Origin of the sequence: Methylibium sp., from assembly GCF_035762065.1 — a bacterium.
In the GTDB taxonomy this organism is placed as follows: Bacteria; Pseudomonadota; Gammaproteobacteria; order Burkholderiales; family Burkholderiaceae_C; genus Methylibium.
The window spans coordinates 40,623-56,233 of record NZ_DASTPW010000016.1; the positions used below are offsets into that span (position 1 = coordinate 40,623).

Below are 15,611 nucleotides of genomic sequence, written 5' to 3' on the forward strand. Positions count from 1 at the left end.
CTTCGGCGCAAGGCCAACCCGTTCGGGGCTTACCCGCGACTGCACCTGCACCCTCCGCCAGCGTCGTTTCCCGGAGCCGACCATGCCCAGCTATTCGATCGAAGGCGTGATCCCGGTCGTCGACCCGAGCGCCTACGTGCACCCGACCGCGGTGCTGATCGGCGACGTGATCGTCGGGCCGCGCTGCTACGTGGGCCCGAACGCGTGCCTGCGCGGCGACTTCGGCCGCATCGTGCTCAAGGAAGGCGCGAACGTGCAGGACACCTGCGTCGTGCACGGCTTTCCGGCGCAGGACACCGTCGTCGAAGAGAACGGCCACGTCGGCCATGGCGCGGTGCTGCACAGCTGCGTCGTGCGACGCGATGCGCTGGTCGGCATGAACGCGGTGGTGATGGACGAAGCCGAGGTCGGCGAGCGCGCGATCGTCGCGGCCTGCGCCTTCGTGCCGGCGGGCATGCGCGTGCCGCCGGCGACCCTGGTGGCCGGGCTGCCGGCGAAGGTCATGCGGGCGCTGCGCGACGAAGAGATCGCATGGAAGCGCGCCGGCACCGAGGTCTACCAGACCCTGACGCGGCGCTGCCGCGCCTCGATGCGCGAGGTCCAGCCGCTGGCCGCGCCCGAGGCCGACCGCGCGCGGGTCGACGCGCCCGACTACCCCTCGTTGATCGCCAGCAAGCGCGAGTGACGCGCTCGCCCTTCGCGCCGCCGAGTGCGCCGCGTCGACCCGCCCGCCCGAGCCGCCGACGGGTGCGAGGCCGCCGCGAACCGCACGTCGCCCGCGCGGCTCACCGCGGCGGCACGGCCACCGGCAGCGTCAGGCTCACGCGCAGGCCACCAAGCGGCGCATCGTCGAGTACCAGAGCGCCTGCGCTCAGGCGCACCAGCTGATCGGCGATCGCGAGGCCCAGTCCGCTGCCGGGCTGGGTCTCGTCGAGTCGCCGGCCGCGCTGCAGGGCCTCGGCGCGCCGCTGTGGCGCGATGCCCGGGCCGTCATCGTCGATGTTGAGGCGAAGGCAGCGCTGCGCGTCGTCGGCCACGATCGCGACGCTCACGCGGCGGCGCGCCCAGCGGAACGCGTTGTCGAGCAGATTGCCCAGCAACTCGTGCAGCACTTCGGCTTCGATCGCCACGGCGGGCGGCGAGGCAGCGCCCGAACGCTCGACCTCGATGCCTCGATCGGCGTGCAGCCGCTGCAAGGTTCGCAGCAGCGCATCGACGACGGCGGGCGCATCGCTGCGCCGATCGCCGCTGCGCCCCGCGGCCCGGGTCGTCGCGGTGGCGCGCGCGCGGGCCAGGTGCAGCTCGACCTGGCGCTCGATCTGCAGCAGCTGGCCGCGCAAGCCCGCGCCTTCGTCGCCGCTCCAACCCGCCGCGGCGTTGCGCAGCACGGCCAACGGTGTCTTGAGCGCATGCGCCAGGTTGCCGCCGTGCTCGCGCGCCTGGCTCACGAGCCGGTCGTTGTCGGCCAGCATCGCGTTGAGGTCGTCCACCAGCGGCTGGACCTCGATCGGGAAGCGGCCCTCCAGCGTGCGCGCATGACCGGCGCGCAAGCCGGCCAGCGCCTGCTGCAAGCGCGCGAGCGGCGCCAGGCCGAGCCGCACCTGCAACCAGCATGCGGCCCACAGCGACACGGCCAGCGCACCGAGCGCCAGCGCGACCGTGCGGGCGAAGTCGCGCGTCATGCTCTCGAGTCGCGAAGCGTCGAGCGCGACGGCCACGACCAGCGGCCGCTCCCAGCCGCCCAGCTCCGCCCGCCGCGCCCAGACCGCGAGCGGTTGCCGTTGCGGGCCGAGCGCGTCGTGGCGGCCGATGCCGGGGTCGGTCGGGCGCGCCAGAGACTGGTTCAGTGATGCCGGGGGCTGCGTGTCCCACCACGACCGCGACCGCAGCGGCGATGCCGAACCATCGGCGACCCACCAGTACGCGCCGCCGTAGGGACGCCGGAAGGCATCGTCGGCCGGCTCGCCGCTCAAGCGCAGGGCAGCGCCGCCGTCGGCGGTGCGCTGCACCTCCAGCGCGGCGGCCAGGGCATCGAGCGGCTGGGCGGCGCGTGCCGCAAGTTCCTGACCGGCGTGGTGGCGGAACAGGGCCACGAGCAGCAAGCCGACCGCGAACAGCGCCAGCGCGATCCACAGCGCCGCGGCCGACAGCAGCCGGCGGTGCAGCGAGCCGCCGCCGGATGTGACCCTGGAGCTCACGGCCCGGCTCCGTCCACGCGCCAGCCGATGCCGCGCACCGTGGTGATGAAACCTTCCGGCAGCTTGCGGCGCAGCCGTGCGACGAAGACGTCCAGCGTGTTGCTGTCGCGGTCTGCGTCCTGGCCGTAGACATGCTCGGCCAGTTCACCCCGGTCCACCGACCGCCCCCGTTGATGCATGAGGTAGGCGAGCACGCGGTACTCGTGGGCCGTCAGCGCCACCGCCTGGCCGCCGACGTCGAGCGTGCAGGCCCGGGTGTCGAGCGCGACGTCGCCCTGCTGCAGCACCGGGCTGGCCAGGCCGGCGCTGCGGCGGATCAGCGCACGCAGGCGCGACAGCAGCTCCTCCATCTGAAAGGGCTTGGCGAGGTAGTCGTCGGCGCCGGCATCGATGCCCTGCACCTTCTCCTGCCAGCTCGCGCGCGCCGTCAGCAGCAGCACCGGTCGGTCGACGCGGGCGCGGCGCCAGGCGGCCAGGACGCTCAGGCCGTCGCGGCCCGGCAGGCCGATGTCGAGGACGACGGCGTCGTAGGCCTCGACGCACCCGAGGTGTTCCCCGTCGATGCCGTTGTCGGCCAGGTCGACCGCGTAGCCGGCGGCCTGGAGCGCGGCGTGCAACTGCCGGCCGAGTTGCGGCTCGTCCTCGACGACGAGCAGCCTCATCGGCCTGCACCGCCCGGTGCGACGAGCACCGCGGGCGAGCGGCGGAAGACGGTTTCCAGCCGGGCGCCCTTCAGCTCGCGCCATTGGCCGTCGTGGGCGTCGACCTCGATCTCCAGCCGGCGGCCGTCGGGCAGCTGCCAGCGGATCTCGTAGACGGTGATGCCGTCGTCGTCGTCCAGTTCGGCGTCGAGAAGTCGGCCCGGGATCACCGCGTCGATCCGGTCGATGATCGTGGCGAGCGCCAGGATGCGTCCCCCCTCGCGTGCACCGAGGGCCCGCGCACCTTCGTCACGACCGGATCCGGCGACGCCCGGCACGGCCGCCATCGAGGCGCCGACCGCGAGCAGCGTCGCCGCGAGCACGCGGCGGGGCCGGCTCATCGTCAGACAACGTCGGGTCGGCTTGGCTTCAAGCATCGCGTCGGACCATGCCTCACGCACCGTGAACCTTCCATGAACGCCGGGACGTCGCCGTTCAGACTGCGTTCATGCGGCCGACGCGAGCATCGGCTTCCTGATCCCTCACCGTGCAAGGAGCTTCCATGAATCAATCACTGCTTCGCCGCCAAGCGGCTTCGTGTGCGGCGGCATTGCTGCTGGCGTTCGGCGCCGCGACCGCGGGCGCCCAGACGGCCGCGCCTGCTGCGATGGCGGCTCCGATGAACTTCCAGCAAGTCGTCGAACGGGTCGTGGCCAAGGGCTACAGCGACGTGCGCGAGGTCGAACGCAAGAGCGAGAAGCTGTACGAGGTGAGTGCGCGCGACGGCCAGGGCCGGCGCGTGGAACTGTATGTCGATGCTCGCAGCGGCGAGGTCCTGCGCGAAGAGGTGAAGCGATGAGCCGCCGCATGCGCCTGGCTCTGGGCGCCGGCGCGACCGTTGCGGCGGCGCTGTGGACGCTTGCGGCGATCACCGCCTGGTGGCTGCTCCAAGCCGCAGGCGCGGCACTCGAGGGCGGCTCGAGCGCCGCGACCGTGCAGGCCGTCACCGCATGGACCGAGCGTCCTTGGGTGCAGCACTGGCTCGATCCCGACGAGGCGGTCGCCCTGCGCGACGGCATCGACTGGCTGCTCGGCCTCGGCGGCGGGCCGGCCGTCTGGCTGGGCTCCGCGATGACGCTGCTCGGCGTGGCGCTGGTCCTGATCTGGGCCGGCGGCCTGGTGCTTGCGGCACTCCTGGCATGGGGCGCTCTCGCACTCGGACGTCGGCTGGTCGAAGGATGGCGCAGCGGCGTTCGGTGGCGCTGGCTTCCCTTCGAGCGACAGGACGCGCACGCAAGCCCGCGACCGCTCGCGCCATGAAAAAACGGGCCAGCTCGGTGTGAGAGCTGGCCCGTCGTTCGTTTGGCGCGGCTGGCAGGATTCGAACCCACGACCCCTTGGTTCGTAGCCAAGTACTCTATCCAACTGAGCTACAGCCGCGAAGGCGCGCAGTCTAGCAGAGGCGCATGCGGTCTCTTCAGCGCACGCAGGCCGCGGCGCGGTAGCAGCGGGCCGCGGTTGCATCGTCGCGTTCGCGCTCGGCGAGCGTCGCGAGTTCGAGCCAGGCTTCGCGGCGCAGCGCGGTGTCGAGGTCCTGGCTGTCGGCCGCCTGCTGAAGGAATTGGCTGGCCTTGCCCCAGATCTCGCGCGCGAGCAGCGCCCGCGCCATCGCCCACGCGAGCGCGCCTTCCTGCGGGCGAGCAAGCTGCGCGGCTTCGAGGCGCGGCAGCCAGTCGGCCGGGATGCCGCGGGTCGCGCGGGCGAGCGCGATCGCGAGCGCGTCGCGCTCCTCGCGCGGCAGCTCGGTGATGCGTTCCCAGAACGGCCGCAGCCAGGCGCGCGCTTCTTCGGGCGCGCCCAACGCGAGCAACTGGGCGGAAGCCCGCGTCGCGACGATCACGTCGCGCCGATCGGCCGGATCGAACTCGCGCCACACCGCGCGCAACTGATCGGCGTCGCGCGCACCGGCGATCGCATCGACGGCCAGGGTGCGCAGCAGCCCCTGCGCCGCGCCGGGCGAGAACGCCTGGTGCTTCGCGAGCAGCCGTGCCGTCTTCAAGGCCTCGATCGGCTCGCGCGCGAGCCGCGTGGCCTGCAGCTTGAGCCGCAGCGCCTGCGTGCGGCGCGCGACGCCGGGCGGCAGTTGCTCGATCAATTCGAGCGCGCGCAGCGCATCGCGGTCCTCGAGCGCCCATTCGGCCGCGAGCAGCCGCGCGCCTTCCCCGGCCGCGCGTGCGGTCGGGCTGCGGCCGGCCCAGTCGAGCGACAAGGCCAGCTCGCGATCGCGGCGCGCGCGATCCTGCAGGCGGTGCAGGCTGCCGGCCGCGAGCAGGTGGCCCAGCACCGCGAACTCGGCGTCCTGCTTGAGCTCGGGCGTGTCGGACTGGATCGCGACCGCGCGCTGCGCGGCCTTCTCCGCGCGCGCCCAGCGTCCGCCGAAGTACTGCGCCAGCGCTTCGCGCAGCGCCGACTGCGCAATGCGATCACGCCGCGAGATGCGCCACTCGCGCGCGCGCTGCGGCAGATCGACCAGCAGCCCGAGCGCGCGCAGCAGCGCATACAGCAGCCCGCAGAACGCGATCAGCCCGACGAGGAAGAGGTTGAACGAAAGATCGAGCCGCCACGGCGCCCAGTAGATCGTCACCAGGTGATCGTTGCGGCCGAGCAGCGTGGCCGCAAGGATCGCGCAGGCCGCGAGCAGCAGCAGCCAGACCAGCGCGCGCAAGCTCGTCCTCGCTCGCGCGTCAGCGGCCGACGCCGGCGGCGGCCAGCGTCGCGAGCGTCTCGTCGGGCCGCGGCACCGCGGCCTGCTTGGCCTGCTGGGCGACGCCACGCAGCAGCTCGGCGACGAGCATCGTCTTGCGCATGCCACGGTCGAAGTGCGCTTCGAGCGCGGCGAGTGCCGCCTGCACGTCGGCCTGCGCGGCGTCGAACTGGCGGCTCAGCAGCGCGAGCCGCGCGTTGAGCAGCCGCAGCTTGAGGTTCTCGCGGAGGAACCAGGCCTGCTCGGGCGCGAGCAGCATCGCCTGCGGCTGGTCGATGCGGGTCACCCGCACCAGGGCGCGCAATTCGTCGGCGAAGCCGGCCGACCAGATGCGCCAGCGCTCGGCCAGCGGCTCAGGCCACCACGGCCGCGCGCCGCTTGCGGCGGACGCTGCCGGCGGCGGGGACGCCGCGCCGCGCGCTGGCGGAAGCTTCGGCGCGCTCGCTGCGCGCGCAGCGACCGTCGCCGCATCGGGCACCAGCAGCGGCAGCTCGTCGACGAGCCGCACCGCTTCGTCGAGCTTGATCGCGAGCGAGGCGATGTCGGCGACGCTCGCGGCCTTGATGCGCTCAAGGTCGCGGCCGATGGCGCGGCGCGCGGCTTCGAGCCGCGGCTGGTTCAGGCGCTGCAGGCGCTCGTCGGCCGATTTCAGCGCGGCGACCAGTGGCGTCGCGCTGCCCGTGATCGCGGTCTGCTGCAAGGCGACGCGCACGCCCGCTTCGAGATCGGCCACGACGTTCTCGTCGCGCGAGCGCGAAAGCGACTGGATCAGCTCGTCGACCTGGCCGCGCTGCGCGCCCACCTCGGCCACGCGCGTGTCGAGCAGCGTGGCCTTCGCGACCGCCTCGCGCGCCAGCACCTGCGACTGGTCGGCGAGCAGCTTCGCCTGCGCCGCGAGGTTCGCGCTCTCCTGCTGCCGGCGCACCAGCTCCTGCTCGAGCAGCTGCAGGCGCTGCTGGCCCTGCCACGCGACCGCCAGCGCCACCGCCGCCAGCACCAGCGCGACGATGCCGAGCAGCACGACGAGCTGCCGACGCCGTGCCGCGGCATCGATGCGCGCCGCGACGATGGGCAAGGCGCTTGCGGCGCTGGGCTGGGGGGTCGCTTCGGCGGGCTCGTTCACGGGGCGTGGAGTTTATCGACGGCCCTGCGAAGCCTCGTGGTCGCGCAGCGCCTGCAGCACGGCGCCGAAGGTCGGCGGCGCTTCGAACACTTCGACGAAGCCGCAGGCCCGCGCGCGCTCGGCGATGCGCGGATGCGTCGCCAGCGCCGCCGAGCGGTGCCAGTCGTCGCTGCGGCCCGCGCGGCGCGCGATCGCCTCGCCATGCCCGATCGCCTCGGAGCTGCCGAACAGCCACAGGTGCTGCGCGGGCGCGTCGAGCGCGCCGTCCCAGCAGCGCGCCTGCGCCGCGTCGAACACCGGCGCGCTGCGCCGGTAGACCGCGAGGCTCGCGACCTCGGCGCCCGCTTCGCGCCAACGCTCGGCGAGCCACTCGCGGCCCTGGCCGTCCGGCGAATGCGCCTCGCCGGCGGAGTCGCTGGCGCCGCGGACGACGAGCACCGAGCGGCCACGCCACGGCCCCTGCCGGCTCAGCACGGCCCACAGACTTTCCGAATCGAACTGCGCCGCGTCCGCCGCGGGCTCGACGATCGCGGCGGCAGGCACGCCTGCCGCACGCAGCGCCGCGGCCGTGCCCGGGCCGGGTGCGGCGGCGCGCACGCCTGGCGGCCAGCCGCTACCCGCCGGCTTGGCCGCAAAGAATTGCGCGACCGCGTTGGCACTGACGAACATCAGGCTCGCCTGCCCGCCGAGCGCCTGCCAGGCGGCAACCACCGGCCGCGCGTCGGCCACCGGCTCGATGCCGATCAACGGCAAGGCCTCGGCATCAAATCCCGCGGCGCGCAAGCGCTCGACCCAGCCCTGCGCCTGCTCGATCGGGCGCGTGACCAGGACGCGGCGCGTCATCGCAGCGTCGCGAGCAGCGCTTCGCCGCCGTCTGCGCGCAGCGCGTCCGCGACCGCGAGGCCCAGCGCTTCGGCGGCGGCGGTGTCGGCCACCGCGGCGTGCTGCTCGGCACGTACCAGCGTCGGCTCGGCAGCCTCGGGCGCGCCCAGGGCGGCGGCCAGGTGCAGCCGGCCATCGGCCGTCCAGCTTGCGTGCGCGGCCAGCGGCATGCTGCAACTGCCGCCCAGGGCCCGCGAGACCGCGCGCTCGGCATGCACCGCAAGCCAGCTCGGCCGGTGCGTCAGCGCCTGCAGCGCCTGCCACAGCGCGGGGCAGCGCTCGGGCGCGTCGGCGCGCACCTCGATGCCGAGCGCGCCCTGCCCGGCAGCGGGCAGCATCTCGGTGGGTTCGAAGACGCCGCGGATGCGCTCTGCCAGGCCCAGCCGCTTCAAGCCGGCCGCGGCGAGCACGATCGCGTCGTACTGGCCCTCGTCGAGCTTGCGCAGCCGCGTGTCGAGGTTGCCGCGCAGCGGCTCGATGCGCAGGTCAGGGCGGCGCGCGCGCAGCTGCGAAAGGCGCCGCAGGCTCGAGGTGCCGACCACCGCGCCGGCCGGCAGCGCCGCCAGGTCGGGGTGGCGCGGCGAGACCCAGGCGTCGCGCGGGTCCTCGCGTTCCAGCACCGCGGCCAGCACGAAGCCGGCCGGCAGGTCCATCGGCACGTCCTTCAGCGAGTGCACCGCGAGCTGCGCCTCGCCGGCCTCGAGCGCGGTCTCGAGTTCCTTGACGAACAGGCCCTTGCCGCCGACCTTGGACAGCGTGCGGTCGAGGATCTGGTCGCCCCGGGTCGTCATGCCCAGCAGCTCGACGCCCGAGGCCAGCCGCGCTTCGAGCAGCGCCTTCACATGCCGCGCCTGCCACAGCGCCAGGCGGCTCTCGCGCGTCGCGATGATCCAGGGGCGCGGGCTGGTCGGCGTCATCGGTCGATGCTAGCAGCGGCTCTTTTGGCAGCGGGCCTGCGAACTGCGGTCCGGTTCGTCGGCATCATCCGCCGCGGTCGTGGCATGCGCGGTGCTTGCCTTCGCCCGCCCGCACTTCCCGCCTCGCCATGCCCAGCAAAGCCGCCCCGAAGAAGACGAACAAGAACGACGAGAAGGATCGTCCGCTGGTCGAGGACATCCGGCTGCTCGGCCGCATCCTCGGCGACGTGATCCGCGAGCAGGAGGGCGCGGGCGAGTTCGAGCTGATCGAGCGCATCCGCCGGCTCGCGGTCGCCTTCCGCCTCAAGCGCGACGCGAAGGCCGGCCACGACCTGGACCGGCTGCTGAAGAACCTGTCGGTCGACCAGGCGGTCTCGGTGCTGCGCGCGTTCAGCTACTTCTCGCACCTGGCCAACATCGCCGAGGACCGCCATCACGTGCGTCGCCGCAGCCACCACGAGCGGCTCGGCCACATGCAGGAAGGCTCGCTCGCGATGAGCTTCGAGCGCCTCGCGCGCGCCGGCGTGCGTGCGAGCGAGATCGCCGAGGCGCTGGGGCGCGCGCACATCTCGCCGGTGCTGACCGCCCACCCCACCGAAGTGCAGCGCCAGAGCATCCTCGCGGCCGAGCGCGCGCTGGCCGAGCTGATCGCCGAGCGCGACGGCCTCGCGACCGAGCGCGAATGCGCGGCCAACGAACGCGCGCTGCGCGCCCGCGTCACCCAGCTGTGGCAGACGCGGCTGCTGCGCACCTCGAAGCTGAGCGTCGCCAACGAGATCGACAACGCGCTGTCGTACTACCAGAGCACCTTCCTGCGCGAGATCCCGAAGCTCTATGCCGAGCTCGAAGAGCGTCTCGCCGGCTTCGAGATCGCGCCCTTCTTCCGCATGGGCAACTGGATCGGCGGCGATCGCGACGGCAACCCCAACGTCGTCGCCGCGACGCTGCGGCTCGCGGTGGCGCGCCACGTCGAGACGGTGCTGCGCTTCTACCTGACCGAGGTGCATCTGCTCGGCAGCGAGCTGTCGATGTCCGCGATGCTGGTGCCGGTGACGCCCGAGCTCGCGGCGCTGGCCGAGCGCTCGGGTGACGACAGCGAGCACCGCATCGACGAGCCCTACCGGCGCGCGCTGATCGGCGTCTATGCGCGGCTCGCCGCGACGCTTTCGCAGCTGACCGGCACCGAGGCGCTGCGCCACGCGATCGCACCGACCACCGCCTATGCCGGCGCGCACGAGCTGCTGGCCGACCTGCGCATCGTCGAAGCGTCGCTCGCCTCGCACTTCGGCAACGCGCTCGCCGCGACGCGCCTCGCGCCGCTGATCCGCGCGGTGCAGGTCTTCGGCTTCCATCTCGCGACCATCGACCTGCGGCAGAGCTCCGACCAGCACGAGGCCGTCGTCGCCGAGCTGCTGGCCACCGCGCGCATCGAAGCGGACTACGCCGCCTTGAGCGAGGCCGGAAAGATCAAAAGGCTGCTCGCGGTGCTGAACGACGCGCGCGGCCTGCAGGTGCGAGGCGCCGTCTACAGCGAGCGGGCGCGCGGCGAGCTGGCGATCTTCGAGGCCGCCTGCGAGCTGCGCAGGACGGTCGGCAGGCAGACGATCCGCCACGCGATCATCAGCCACACCGAGACGGTCTCCGACCTGCTCGAGGTGCTGTTGCTGCAAAAGGAGTGCGGGCTGCTGCAGGGCACGCTCGACGACGACGCGCGCGCCGACCTGATCGTCGTGCCGCTGTTCGAGACCATCGGCGACCTGCGCCGGGCCGCGACGATCATGCGGGAGTTCTATGCGCTGCCGGGCGTGCTGGCGATGATCGCGCGCGGCGCACCCGACGGCTGGCGCGAGCAGGACGTGATGCTCGGCTACTCCGACAGCAACAAGGACGGCGGCTTCTTCACCAGCAACTGGGAGCTGTACCGCGCGGAGATCGCGCTGGTCGAACTGTTCGAGCCCTTGCGGCGCGAGCACGGCATCACGCTGCGGCTGTTCCACGGCCGCGGCGGGACCGTGGGGCGCGGCGGCGGGCCCAGCTACCAGGCCATCCTCGCCCAGCCGCCGGGCACGGTGAACGGCCAGATCCGCCTCACCGAGCAGGGCGAGGTGATCGCCTCGAAGTATGCGAACCCTGACATCGGCCGGCGCAACCTGGAGACGCTCGTCGCCGCCACGCTGGAGGCGACGCTGCTGCCCGTCAAGCGCGGCGTGCCGAAGCTCTTCCTCGACAGCGCCGACGAACTCTCGTCGCTGTCGATGGCGGCCTACCGCAGGCTCGTCTACGAAACGCCCGGCTTCGCCGACTACTTCTTCGCCGCGACGCCGATCCGCGAGATCGCCGAGCTGAACATCGGCTCGCGCCCTGCGTCGCGCAAGTCGACGCGCGCGATCGAGGACCTGCGCGCGATCCCCTGGGGCTTCAGCTGGGGCCAGTGCCGCATCGCGCTGCCGGGCTGGTACGGCTTCGGTTCGGCGATCGAGGCCTTCCTCGGCCGCGACGCGGCGCGCCGCAAGGAGCGGCTCGCGCTCCTGCAGCGCATGCATGCGCAATGGCCGTTCTTCGGCACGCTGCTGTCGAACATCGACATGGTGCTCGCCAAGAGCGACCTCGGCCTCGCGACCCGCTATCTGGAGCTGGTGCCCGACAAGCGCGCGGCGAAGAAGATCTTCGCGGCGATCGAGGCCGAGTGGCAGCGCACCGACGCGGCGCTGGCCCTGATCACCGGCCAGCCGAAGCGGCTCGCGGCCAACCCCTCGCTCGCGCGTTCGATCGAGCACCGGCTGCCCTACCTGGATCCGCTGAACCACTTGCAGGTCGAGCTCATGCGCAGGCACCGCGCCCATGCGGCGGCGGGCAACGCGGAGCAGGAAGCGCGGGTGCGGCGCGGCATCCACATGTCGATCAACGGGGTCGCGGCGGGCCTGCGCAATTCGGGCTAGGCGCGACGGGGCGGGCGCGCGCCTTGCCCCTGCGTCGGAATCGCTCTCGCCGCGTCCGATGCAGAACTCTCGCTACACCCAACTCGACGGCTGGCGCGGCATCAGCATCCTGCTGGTGCTAGCCGCCCACCTCCTGCCGCTCGGGCCGAAAGCGCTGCGTGCCAACGAAGCGGCGGGGATGGCCGGCATGGCGATCTTCTTCACGCTGTCCGGCTTCCTGATCACCACCTTCTTGCTGAAGCGCCCGGCGGTGCTGGACTTCCTGGCGCGTCGCTTCTTCCGCATCGTGCCGCTGGTGTGGCTGGTCGCGGCGATCGCGCTGGCGGTGTTCGACGGCACCGCCGAGCAGCTGTTGGCGCACCTGTTCTTCTACGCGAACCTGCCGCCGTTCCAGTTGATCGACGCGACCGCGCCGCTGTGGAGCGTGTGCGTCGAGGTGCAGTTCTACGTCGGCATCGCCTTGCTGTACGCGGCCTTCGGCGTGCGCGGGCTGTGGCTCGTGCCGGTGCTGGCGCTCTTCTTCACGCTGCTGCGCTTCGATGCCGGCCTCGTCGACAACATCGTGACCTGGGCGCGCGTCGACGAGATCCTCGCCGGCTGCTGCGTGGCGCTCGCCTTGCACCGCTGGCCGAAGCTGCACGACGACGAAGGCCTGCGCCGCAAGGCGGTGCTGGCGCGATGGCTGCTGCTGCCCCTGTTCGTCGCCTCCTGCCACCCGTCGATGCCGTTCGGCTTCTCGCTGCTGCGGCCGTACGCGACGGCCGCGCTGGTCGCGACGACGCTGCTCGCGCCGGTGGGCCTGCTGGAGTCGCGCCGGCTCGCCTACGTCGCCGCCATCTCGTTCGCGCTGTACGTGATCCATCCGCTGCTGGTGCACAGCCCCCTTGGATCGGGGGATACGCTGGAGCGCTATGCGAAAAGGCCGCTGCTGATCGCGGTGCTGTGGGCGCTGGCCCACCTCTCGACCTTCCACTTCGAGCGACACTGGATTCGCCTCGGCCACTGGCTCGGGCGGCGTTTCGGCAGCGGGCGGCAGCCCGCGCTCGAAGCGCGCCGCACCTGAGACGCCGACGGCCGCACGCGCCGGCGGAACCTCGCCGGCGCCGTGCCACGAACGAAGCTTCGCGAGGAACGCCCACCATGAACCGACCCGCCTTGCCGCCTCGAAGCCGTCTCGCCTGGGCCATGCTGGCCGCCGCGGGCATCGCGCTCGCGTCGTGCGGCGCCGCGCCATCGTCGAGGGACGGGGCCGCCGACGCGCTGCCCTATGTCGACGCGAGCCGCCTGCCGCCGGCCGATCCGGGCAAGTCGGGCCGGCTGATCAGCAAGACCGGCGAGCAGCCCTACCGCGATCCGGACGGCATGGGCGCCTTCCGCACGGTGTGCCGCTACAGCCACATGAACTTCGACGATCCGCTCGTCTACCCCGGGCAGCCCGGCAAGAGCCATCTGCACGTGTTCTTCGGCAATGCGGGCGTGGACGGCAACAGCACGCCCGAGTCGATCCGGGAGCGCGGCAACAGCACCTGCCGCGGCGGCACCGTCAACCGCAGCGGCTACTGGGTGCCGGCGATCATCGACACGCGGGATGGACGGCCGGTCGTGCCCGCCAGCGAGCACGACTTCTATTACAAGACCGGCTACCACCTCTTCGGCCAGGACGCGAAGGTGAGGCCCTTTCCGGTCGGCTTCCGCATGATCGCCGGCGACTCGAAGAGCCGCGAGCCGCAACGCAACGTCGGCCACTTCGAGTGCAAGGGACGCAAGTCGGACACCTTGCCCGATTGCCCGAACGGCGAGCTGCGGCAGATCGTCGAGTTCCCGCAGTGCTGGGACGGCGTGAACCTCGACAGCCCCGATCACCGCAGCCACGTGGTCTATGCGCGCAACGGGCAATGCCCGAAGTCGCATCCGGTGCACTTCCCGCAGGTCACCTACATCATCAAGTACCAGGTGCCTGCCTCGGGCTCGGCGAGCTGGCGGCTGAGCAGCGACCTGGCCGGCGCGCCGGCCGGCAGCTCCAACCACGGCGACTGGGTCAACGGCTGGGAGCAGGAGGTGATGGACACCTTCGTCGAGCGCGTGGTGAGCAAGGGCCTCTCGGCGGGCTCGCACATCGTCGGCGACGGCCGGGTGATTTATTACTGACCACCCCGTTGCGGCTTCGCCGCTCCCCTCAAGGGGCGCCGCTGGCGGCCCGGCGGAGCCCGATCCGCGGCGGCTACTCGGTCGGTGTCGTGACTCTCGCGGGTGCCGCGCCGTGCTCGTGGCCGTGGCTGTGCTCATAACCGACCAGCCCGTGCGCCAGGCCGGCCGCGGCGGCAATCGCGAGGCCGACCGCGAAGAAGCCGAGCTGCGCCGCGGTGTCGCGCCCGCTGAGGCGGCGCTGCAGTTGCGGGATCAGGTCGGCCACCGCGACGTAGACGAAGCTGCTCGACGCGACCACCAGCAAGAAAGGCAGCCAGGCCTCGAAGGGCTGGATCACCCACCAGCCGAGCACGCCGCCCGCCACCGCGGCCATCCCCGACACCGCGTTGTAGGCCAGCGCCCGCGCCCGTGACAGCCCGGCGTTGAGCAGCACGATGTAGTCGCCGACCTCCTGCGGAATCTCGTGGGCGATGATCGCCAGCGCGGTGACGACGCCCAGGCTCGTGTCGGCCAGGAAGGCCGCGGCGATCAGCACGCCGTCGCAGAAGTTGTGGATGCTGTCGCCGACCAGCACCGACAGCCCGCCGCGGCCTGCCTGCTCGGCATCGAAGCCGTGATGGTGGTGGTGGTGCGGGTCGTCGCCTTCGTGGTGGTGGCTGTGGCGGTAGAGCTCCGCTTTCTCGAGCAGGAAGAAGAACACCAACCCGCCGAGCAGCGCCGCGAACAGCGCCTGCGGTGAAGCGGCGCCGGCCTCGCCCGCGCGCTCGAAGGCCTCGGGCAGCACGTTGAGCAGCGCGGTGCCGAGCAGCACGCCGGCCGACAGGCTGACCAGGTGCCGCACGATCAGCTTGAGCATCGCGAGCGTCAGGCCGGCCGCGATCAGCACGGACAGCAAGCCGCCGGCCAGCGTCGCCAGCACGATCCACAGCAGGCTCGTCGTCATCGCTTCCCCCCGTCGTCCATCTTCATGCGCGCAAAAAGAACCGCGCCCGAAGGCGCGGTCCTGCTCGAGCGCTGCGAAACCTCAGGCCACGCCCCAGGCCCTGAACCATGCAAGGCAGCGCTTCCAGCCGTCTTCGGCGGCGTCCTTGCGGTAGCTCGGCCGGTAGTCGGCATGGAAGGCATGCGGCGCATCCGGGTAGACGACGAAGTTCGATGCCTTTGCCGCGACGTTGCCCGAGGCCAGAGCCGTTTTCATCTTATCGACCGTGTCAAGCGGGATGCCGCCGTCCTTCTCGCCGTACAGGCCGAGCACCGGCGCATTGAGCGAGCCGGCCAGATCGACGGGCTGCTTCGGCGTCATCGCGTTCGCGTCGCCAACGAGCCGCCCGTACCAGGCGACGCCGGCCTTGAGCCTCGGGTTGTGCGCCGAGTACAGCCAGGTGATGCGCCCGCCCCAGCAGAAGCCGGTCGCGCCCAGGCGGGCGGTGTCGCCGCCGTTCGCCGCGGCCCAGGTGACGGCGGCATCGAGATCGCTCAAGGCCTGCGTGTCGGGCTTCTTCGAGACGACCTCGGCCATGAGCTTCGGGATGTCGGTGTAAGCCTTCGCGTCGCCCTGGCGCACGAACATCTCCGGCGCGATCGCGAGGTAGCCCTGCTTCGCGAAGCGGCGCGCGACGTCGGCGATGTGCTCGTGCACGCCGAAGATCTCGCTGATCACCAGCACGACCGGCAGCTTGCCGGCGGGCTGGGCCGGCTGGGCCCGGTACGCCGGGATCGACCGATCGCCGGCGGCGAATTCGATCGGGCCGGCCGTCAGGCCTTCGCTGCTGGTCGTGATCGTCTGCGCGCTCACGGGCAGCACCGCCGCCGCGAAGCCGCTGCCGATGGAGGTCGCGACGAAGTCGCGTCGGTTGAAAGGGCGTGTCGGCGTGAGGCTGTCCAACTCCTGCTTCAGCATCGCGAGGCTCCTGTTCGAGGCCGTTTGGGAAGGCGCCGATTCTAGGGAGCGGGTCCGCGCCGTCCGTGCCGCAGCCCCTTCGTGGGCTGCCGACACAAT

15 protein-coding genes and 1 tRNA gene are annotated in these 15,611 nt (G+C 72.3%); 6 read left to right on the forward strand and 10 right to left on the reverse strand.

Annotated elements, in window-relative coordinates:
* Positions 1 to 82: 82 nt before the first annotated feature.
* Positions 83 to 685 (forward strand): phenylacetic acid degradation protein PaaY, encoded by a 603-nt coding sequence (locus VFR90_RS05530; protein WP_326405098.1) that lies wholly within the window; start codon positions 83 to 85, stop codon positions 683 to 685.
* 100 nt (positions 686 to 785) lie between these two features.
* Here VFR90_RS05530 and VFR90_RS05535 read toward each other — a convergent pair whose 3' ends face one another.
* From VFR90_RS05535 to VFR90_RS05545, 3 genes are read right to left on the reverse strand one after another with little or no spacing between them, the layout of a single operon-like run.
* Positions 786 to 2,198, reverse strand: coding sequence for a sensor histidine kinase (locus VFR90_RS05535; RefSeq protein WP_326405099.1), 1,413 nt, complete (start codon positions 2,196 to 2,198; stop codon positions 786 to 788).
* Positions 2,195 to 2,860 (reverse strand): response regulator transcription factor, encoded by a 666-nt coding sequence (locus VFR90_RS05540; protein ID WP_326405100.1) that lies wholly within the window; start codon positions 2,858 to 2,860, stop codon positions 2,195 to 2,197. Before VFR90_RS05540 ends, VFR90_RS05535 begins: the two co-directional genes overlap by 4 nt.
* Positions 2,857 to 3,222 (reverse strand): PepSY domain-containing protein, encoded by a 366-nt coding sequence (locus VFR90_RS05545; RefSeq protein ID WP_326405101.1) that lies wholly within the window; start codon positions 3,220 to 3,222, stop codon positions 2,857 to 2,859. Before VFR90_RS05545 ends, VFR90_RS05540 begins: the two co-directional genes overlap by 4 nt.
* A 227-nt stretch (positions 3,223 to 3,449) precedes the next feature.
* Between VFR90_RS05545 and VFR90_RS05550 the strand changes: the two genes are divergently transcribed.
* Both VFR90_RS05550 and VFR90_RS05555 read left to right on the forward strand, forming a co-directional pair.
* Positions 3,450 to 3,698 carry a PepSY domain-containing protein gene (locus tag VFR90_RS05550; RefSeq protein ID WP_326405102.1) on the forward strand — a complete coding sequence of 83 codons (249 nt, stop codon included), beginning with the start codon at positions 3,450 to 3,452 and terminating at the stop codon, positions 3,696 to 3,698.
* On the forward strand, positions 3,695 to 4,159 hold the full coding sequence (locus VFR90_RS05555) for a hypothetical protein (RefSeq protein WP_326405103.1): 465 nt from the start codon (positions 3,695 to 3,697) through the stop codon (positions 4,157 to 4,159). The genes VFR90_RS05550 and VFR90_RS05555 overlap by 4 nt, the downstream gene beginning before the upstream one ends.
* Before the next feature lie 43 nt (positions 4,160 to 4,202).
* Here VFR90_RS05555 and VFR90_RS05560 read toward each other — a convergent pair.
* From VFR90_RS05560 to hemC, 5 genes are all read right to left on the reverse strand, one after another.
* Positions 4,203 to 4,279: transfer RNA gene (locus VFR90_RS05560), tRNA-Arg, on the reverse strand.
* 37 nt (positions 4,280 to 4,316) lie between these two features.
* A complete protein-coding gene (locus tag VFR90_RS05565) occupies positions 4,317 to 5,564 on the reverse strand; it encodes a heme biosynthesis HemY N-terminal domain-containing protein (protein ID WP_326405104.1) in 1,248 nt (415 codons plus the stop codon).
* Between the two features lie 19 nt (positions 5,565 to 5,583).
* The gene (locus VFR90_RS05570; RefSeq protein WP_326405105.1) at positions 5,584 to 6,726 is read right to left on the reverse strand and encodes a uroporphyrinogen-III C-methyltransferase; all 1,143 of its coding nucleotides are present in this window, start codon (positions 6,724 to 6,726) and stop codon (positions 5,584 to 5,586) included.
* Positions 6,727 to 6,738: 12 nt separating this feature from the next.
* Entirely contained in the window at positions 6,739 to 7,569 is an 831-nt protein-coding gene (locus VFR90_RS05575; RefSeq protein WP_326405106.1) for a uroporphyrinogen-III synthase, read from the reverse strand.
* Complete coding sequence (gene hemC / locus VFR90_RS05580) at positions 7,566 to 8,525, reverse strand: hydroxymethylbilane synthase (RefSeq protein ID WP_326405107.1); 960 nt, start codon at positions 8,523 to 8,525, stop codon at positions 7,566 to 7,568. The genes VFR90_RS05575 and hemC overlap by 4 nt, the downstream gene beginning before the upstream one ends.
* Before the next feature lie 128 nt (positions 8,526 to 8,653).
* Between hemC and ppc the strand changes: the two genes are divergently transcribed.
* The 3 genes from ppc (at position 8,654) to VFR90_RS05595 (ending at position 13,612) form a co-directional block, all read left to right on the forward strand.
* A complete protein-coding gene (ppc, locus tag VFR90_RS05585; RefSeq protein ID WP_326405108.1) occupies positions 8,654 to 11,464 on the forward strand; it encodes a phosphoenolpyruvate carboxylase in 2,811 nt (936 codons plus the stop codon).
* Between the two features lie 58 nt (positions 11,465 to 11,522).
* Positions 11,523 to 12,527: an acyltransferase family protein gene (locus VFR90_RS05590; protein ID WP_326405109.1), complete on the forward strand. Its 1,005-nt coding sequence runs from the start codon at positions 11,523 to 11,525 to the stop codon at positions 12,525 to 12,527.
* A 77-nt stretch (positions 12,528 to 12,604) separates the two neighbouring features.
* Positions 12,605 to 13,612, forward strand: coding sequence for a DUF1996 domain-containing protein (locus tag VFR90_RS05595; protein ID WP_326405110.1), 1,008 nt, complete (start codon positions 12,605 to 12,607; stop codon positions 13,610 to 13,612).
* Between the two features lie 73 nt (positions 13,613 to 13,685).
* Here VFR90_RS05595 and VFR90_RS05600 read toward each other — a convergent pair whose 3' ends face one another.
* Entirely contained in the window at positions 13,686 to 14,555 is an 870-nt protein-coding gene (locus VFR90_RS05600) for a ZIP family metal transporter (RefSeq protein WP_326405111.1), read from the reverse strand.
* A gap of 81 nt (positions 14,556 to 14,636) precedes the next feature.
* A complete protein-coding gene (locus VFR90_RS05605; RefSeq protein WP_326405112.1) occupies positions 14,637 to 15,512 on the reverse strand; it encodes a dienelactone hydrolase family protein in 876 nt (291 codons plus the stop codon).
* Positions 15,513 to 15,611: the final 99 nt, after the last annotated feature.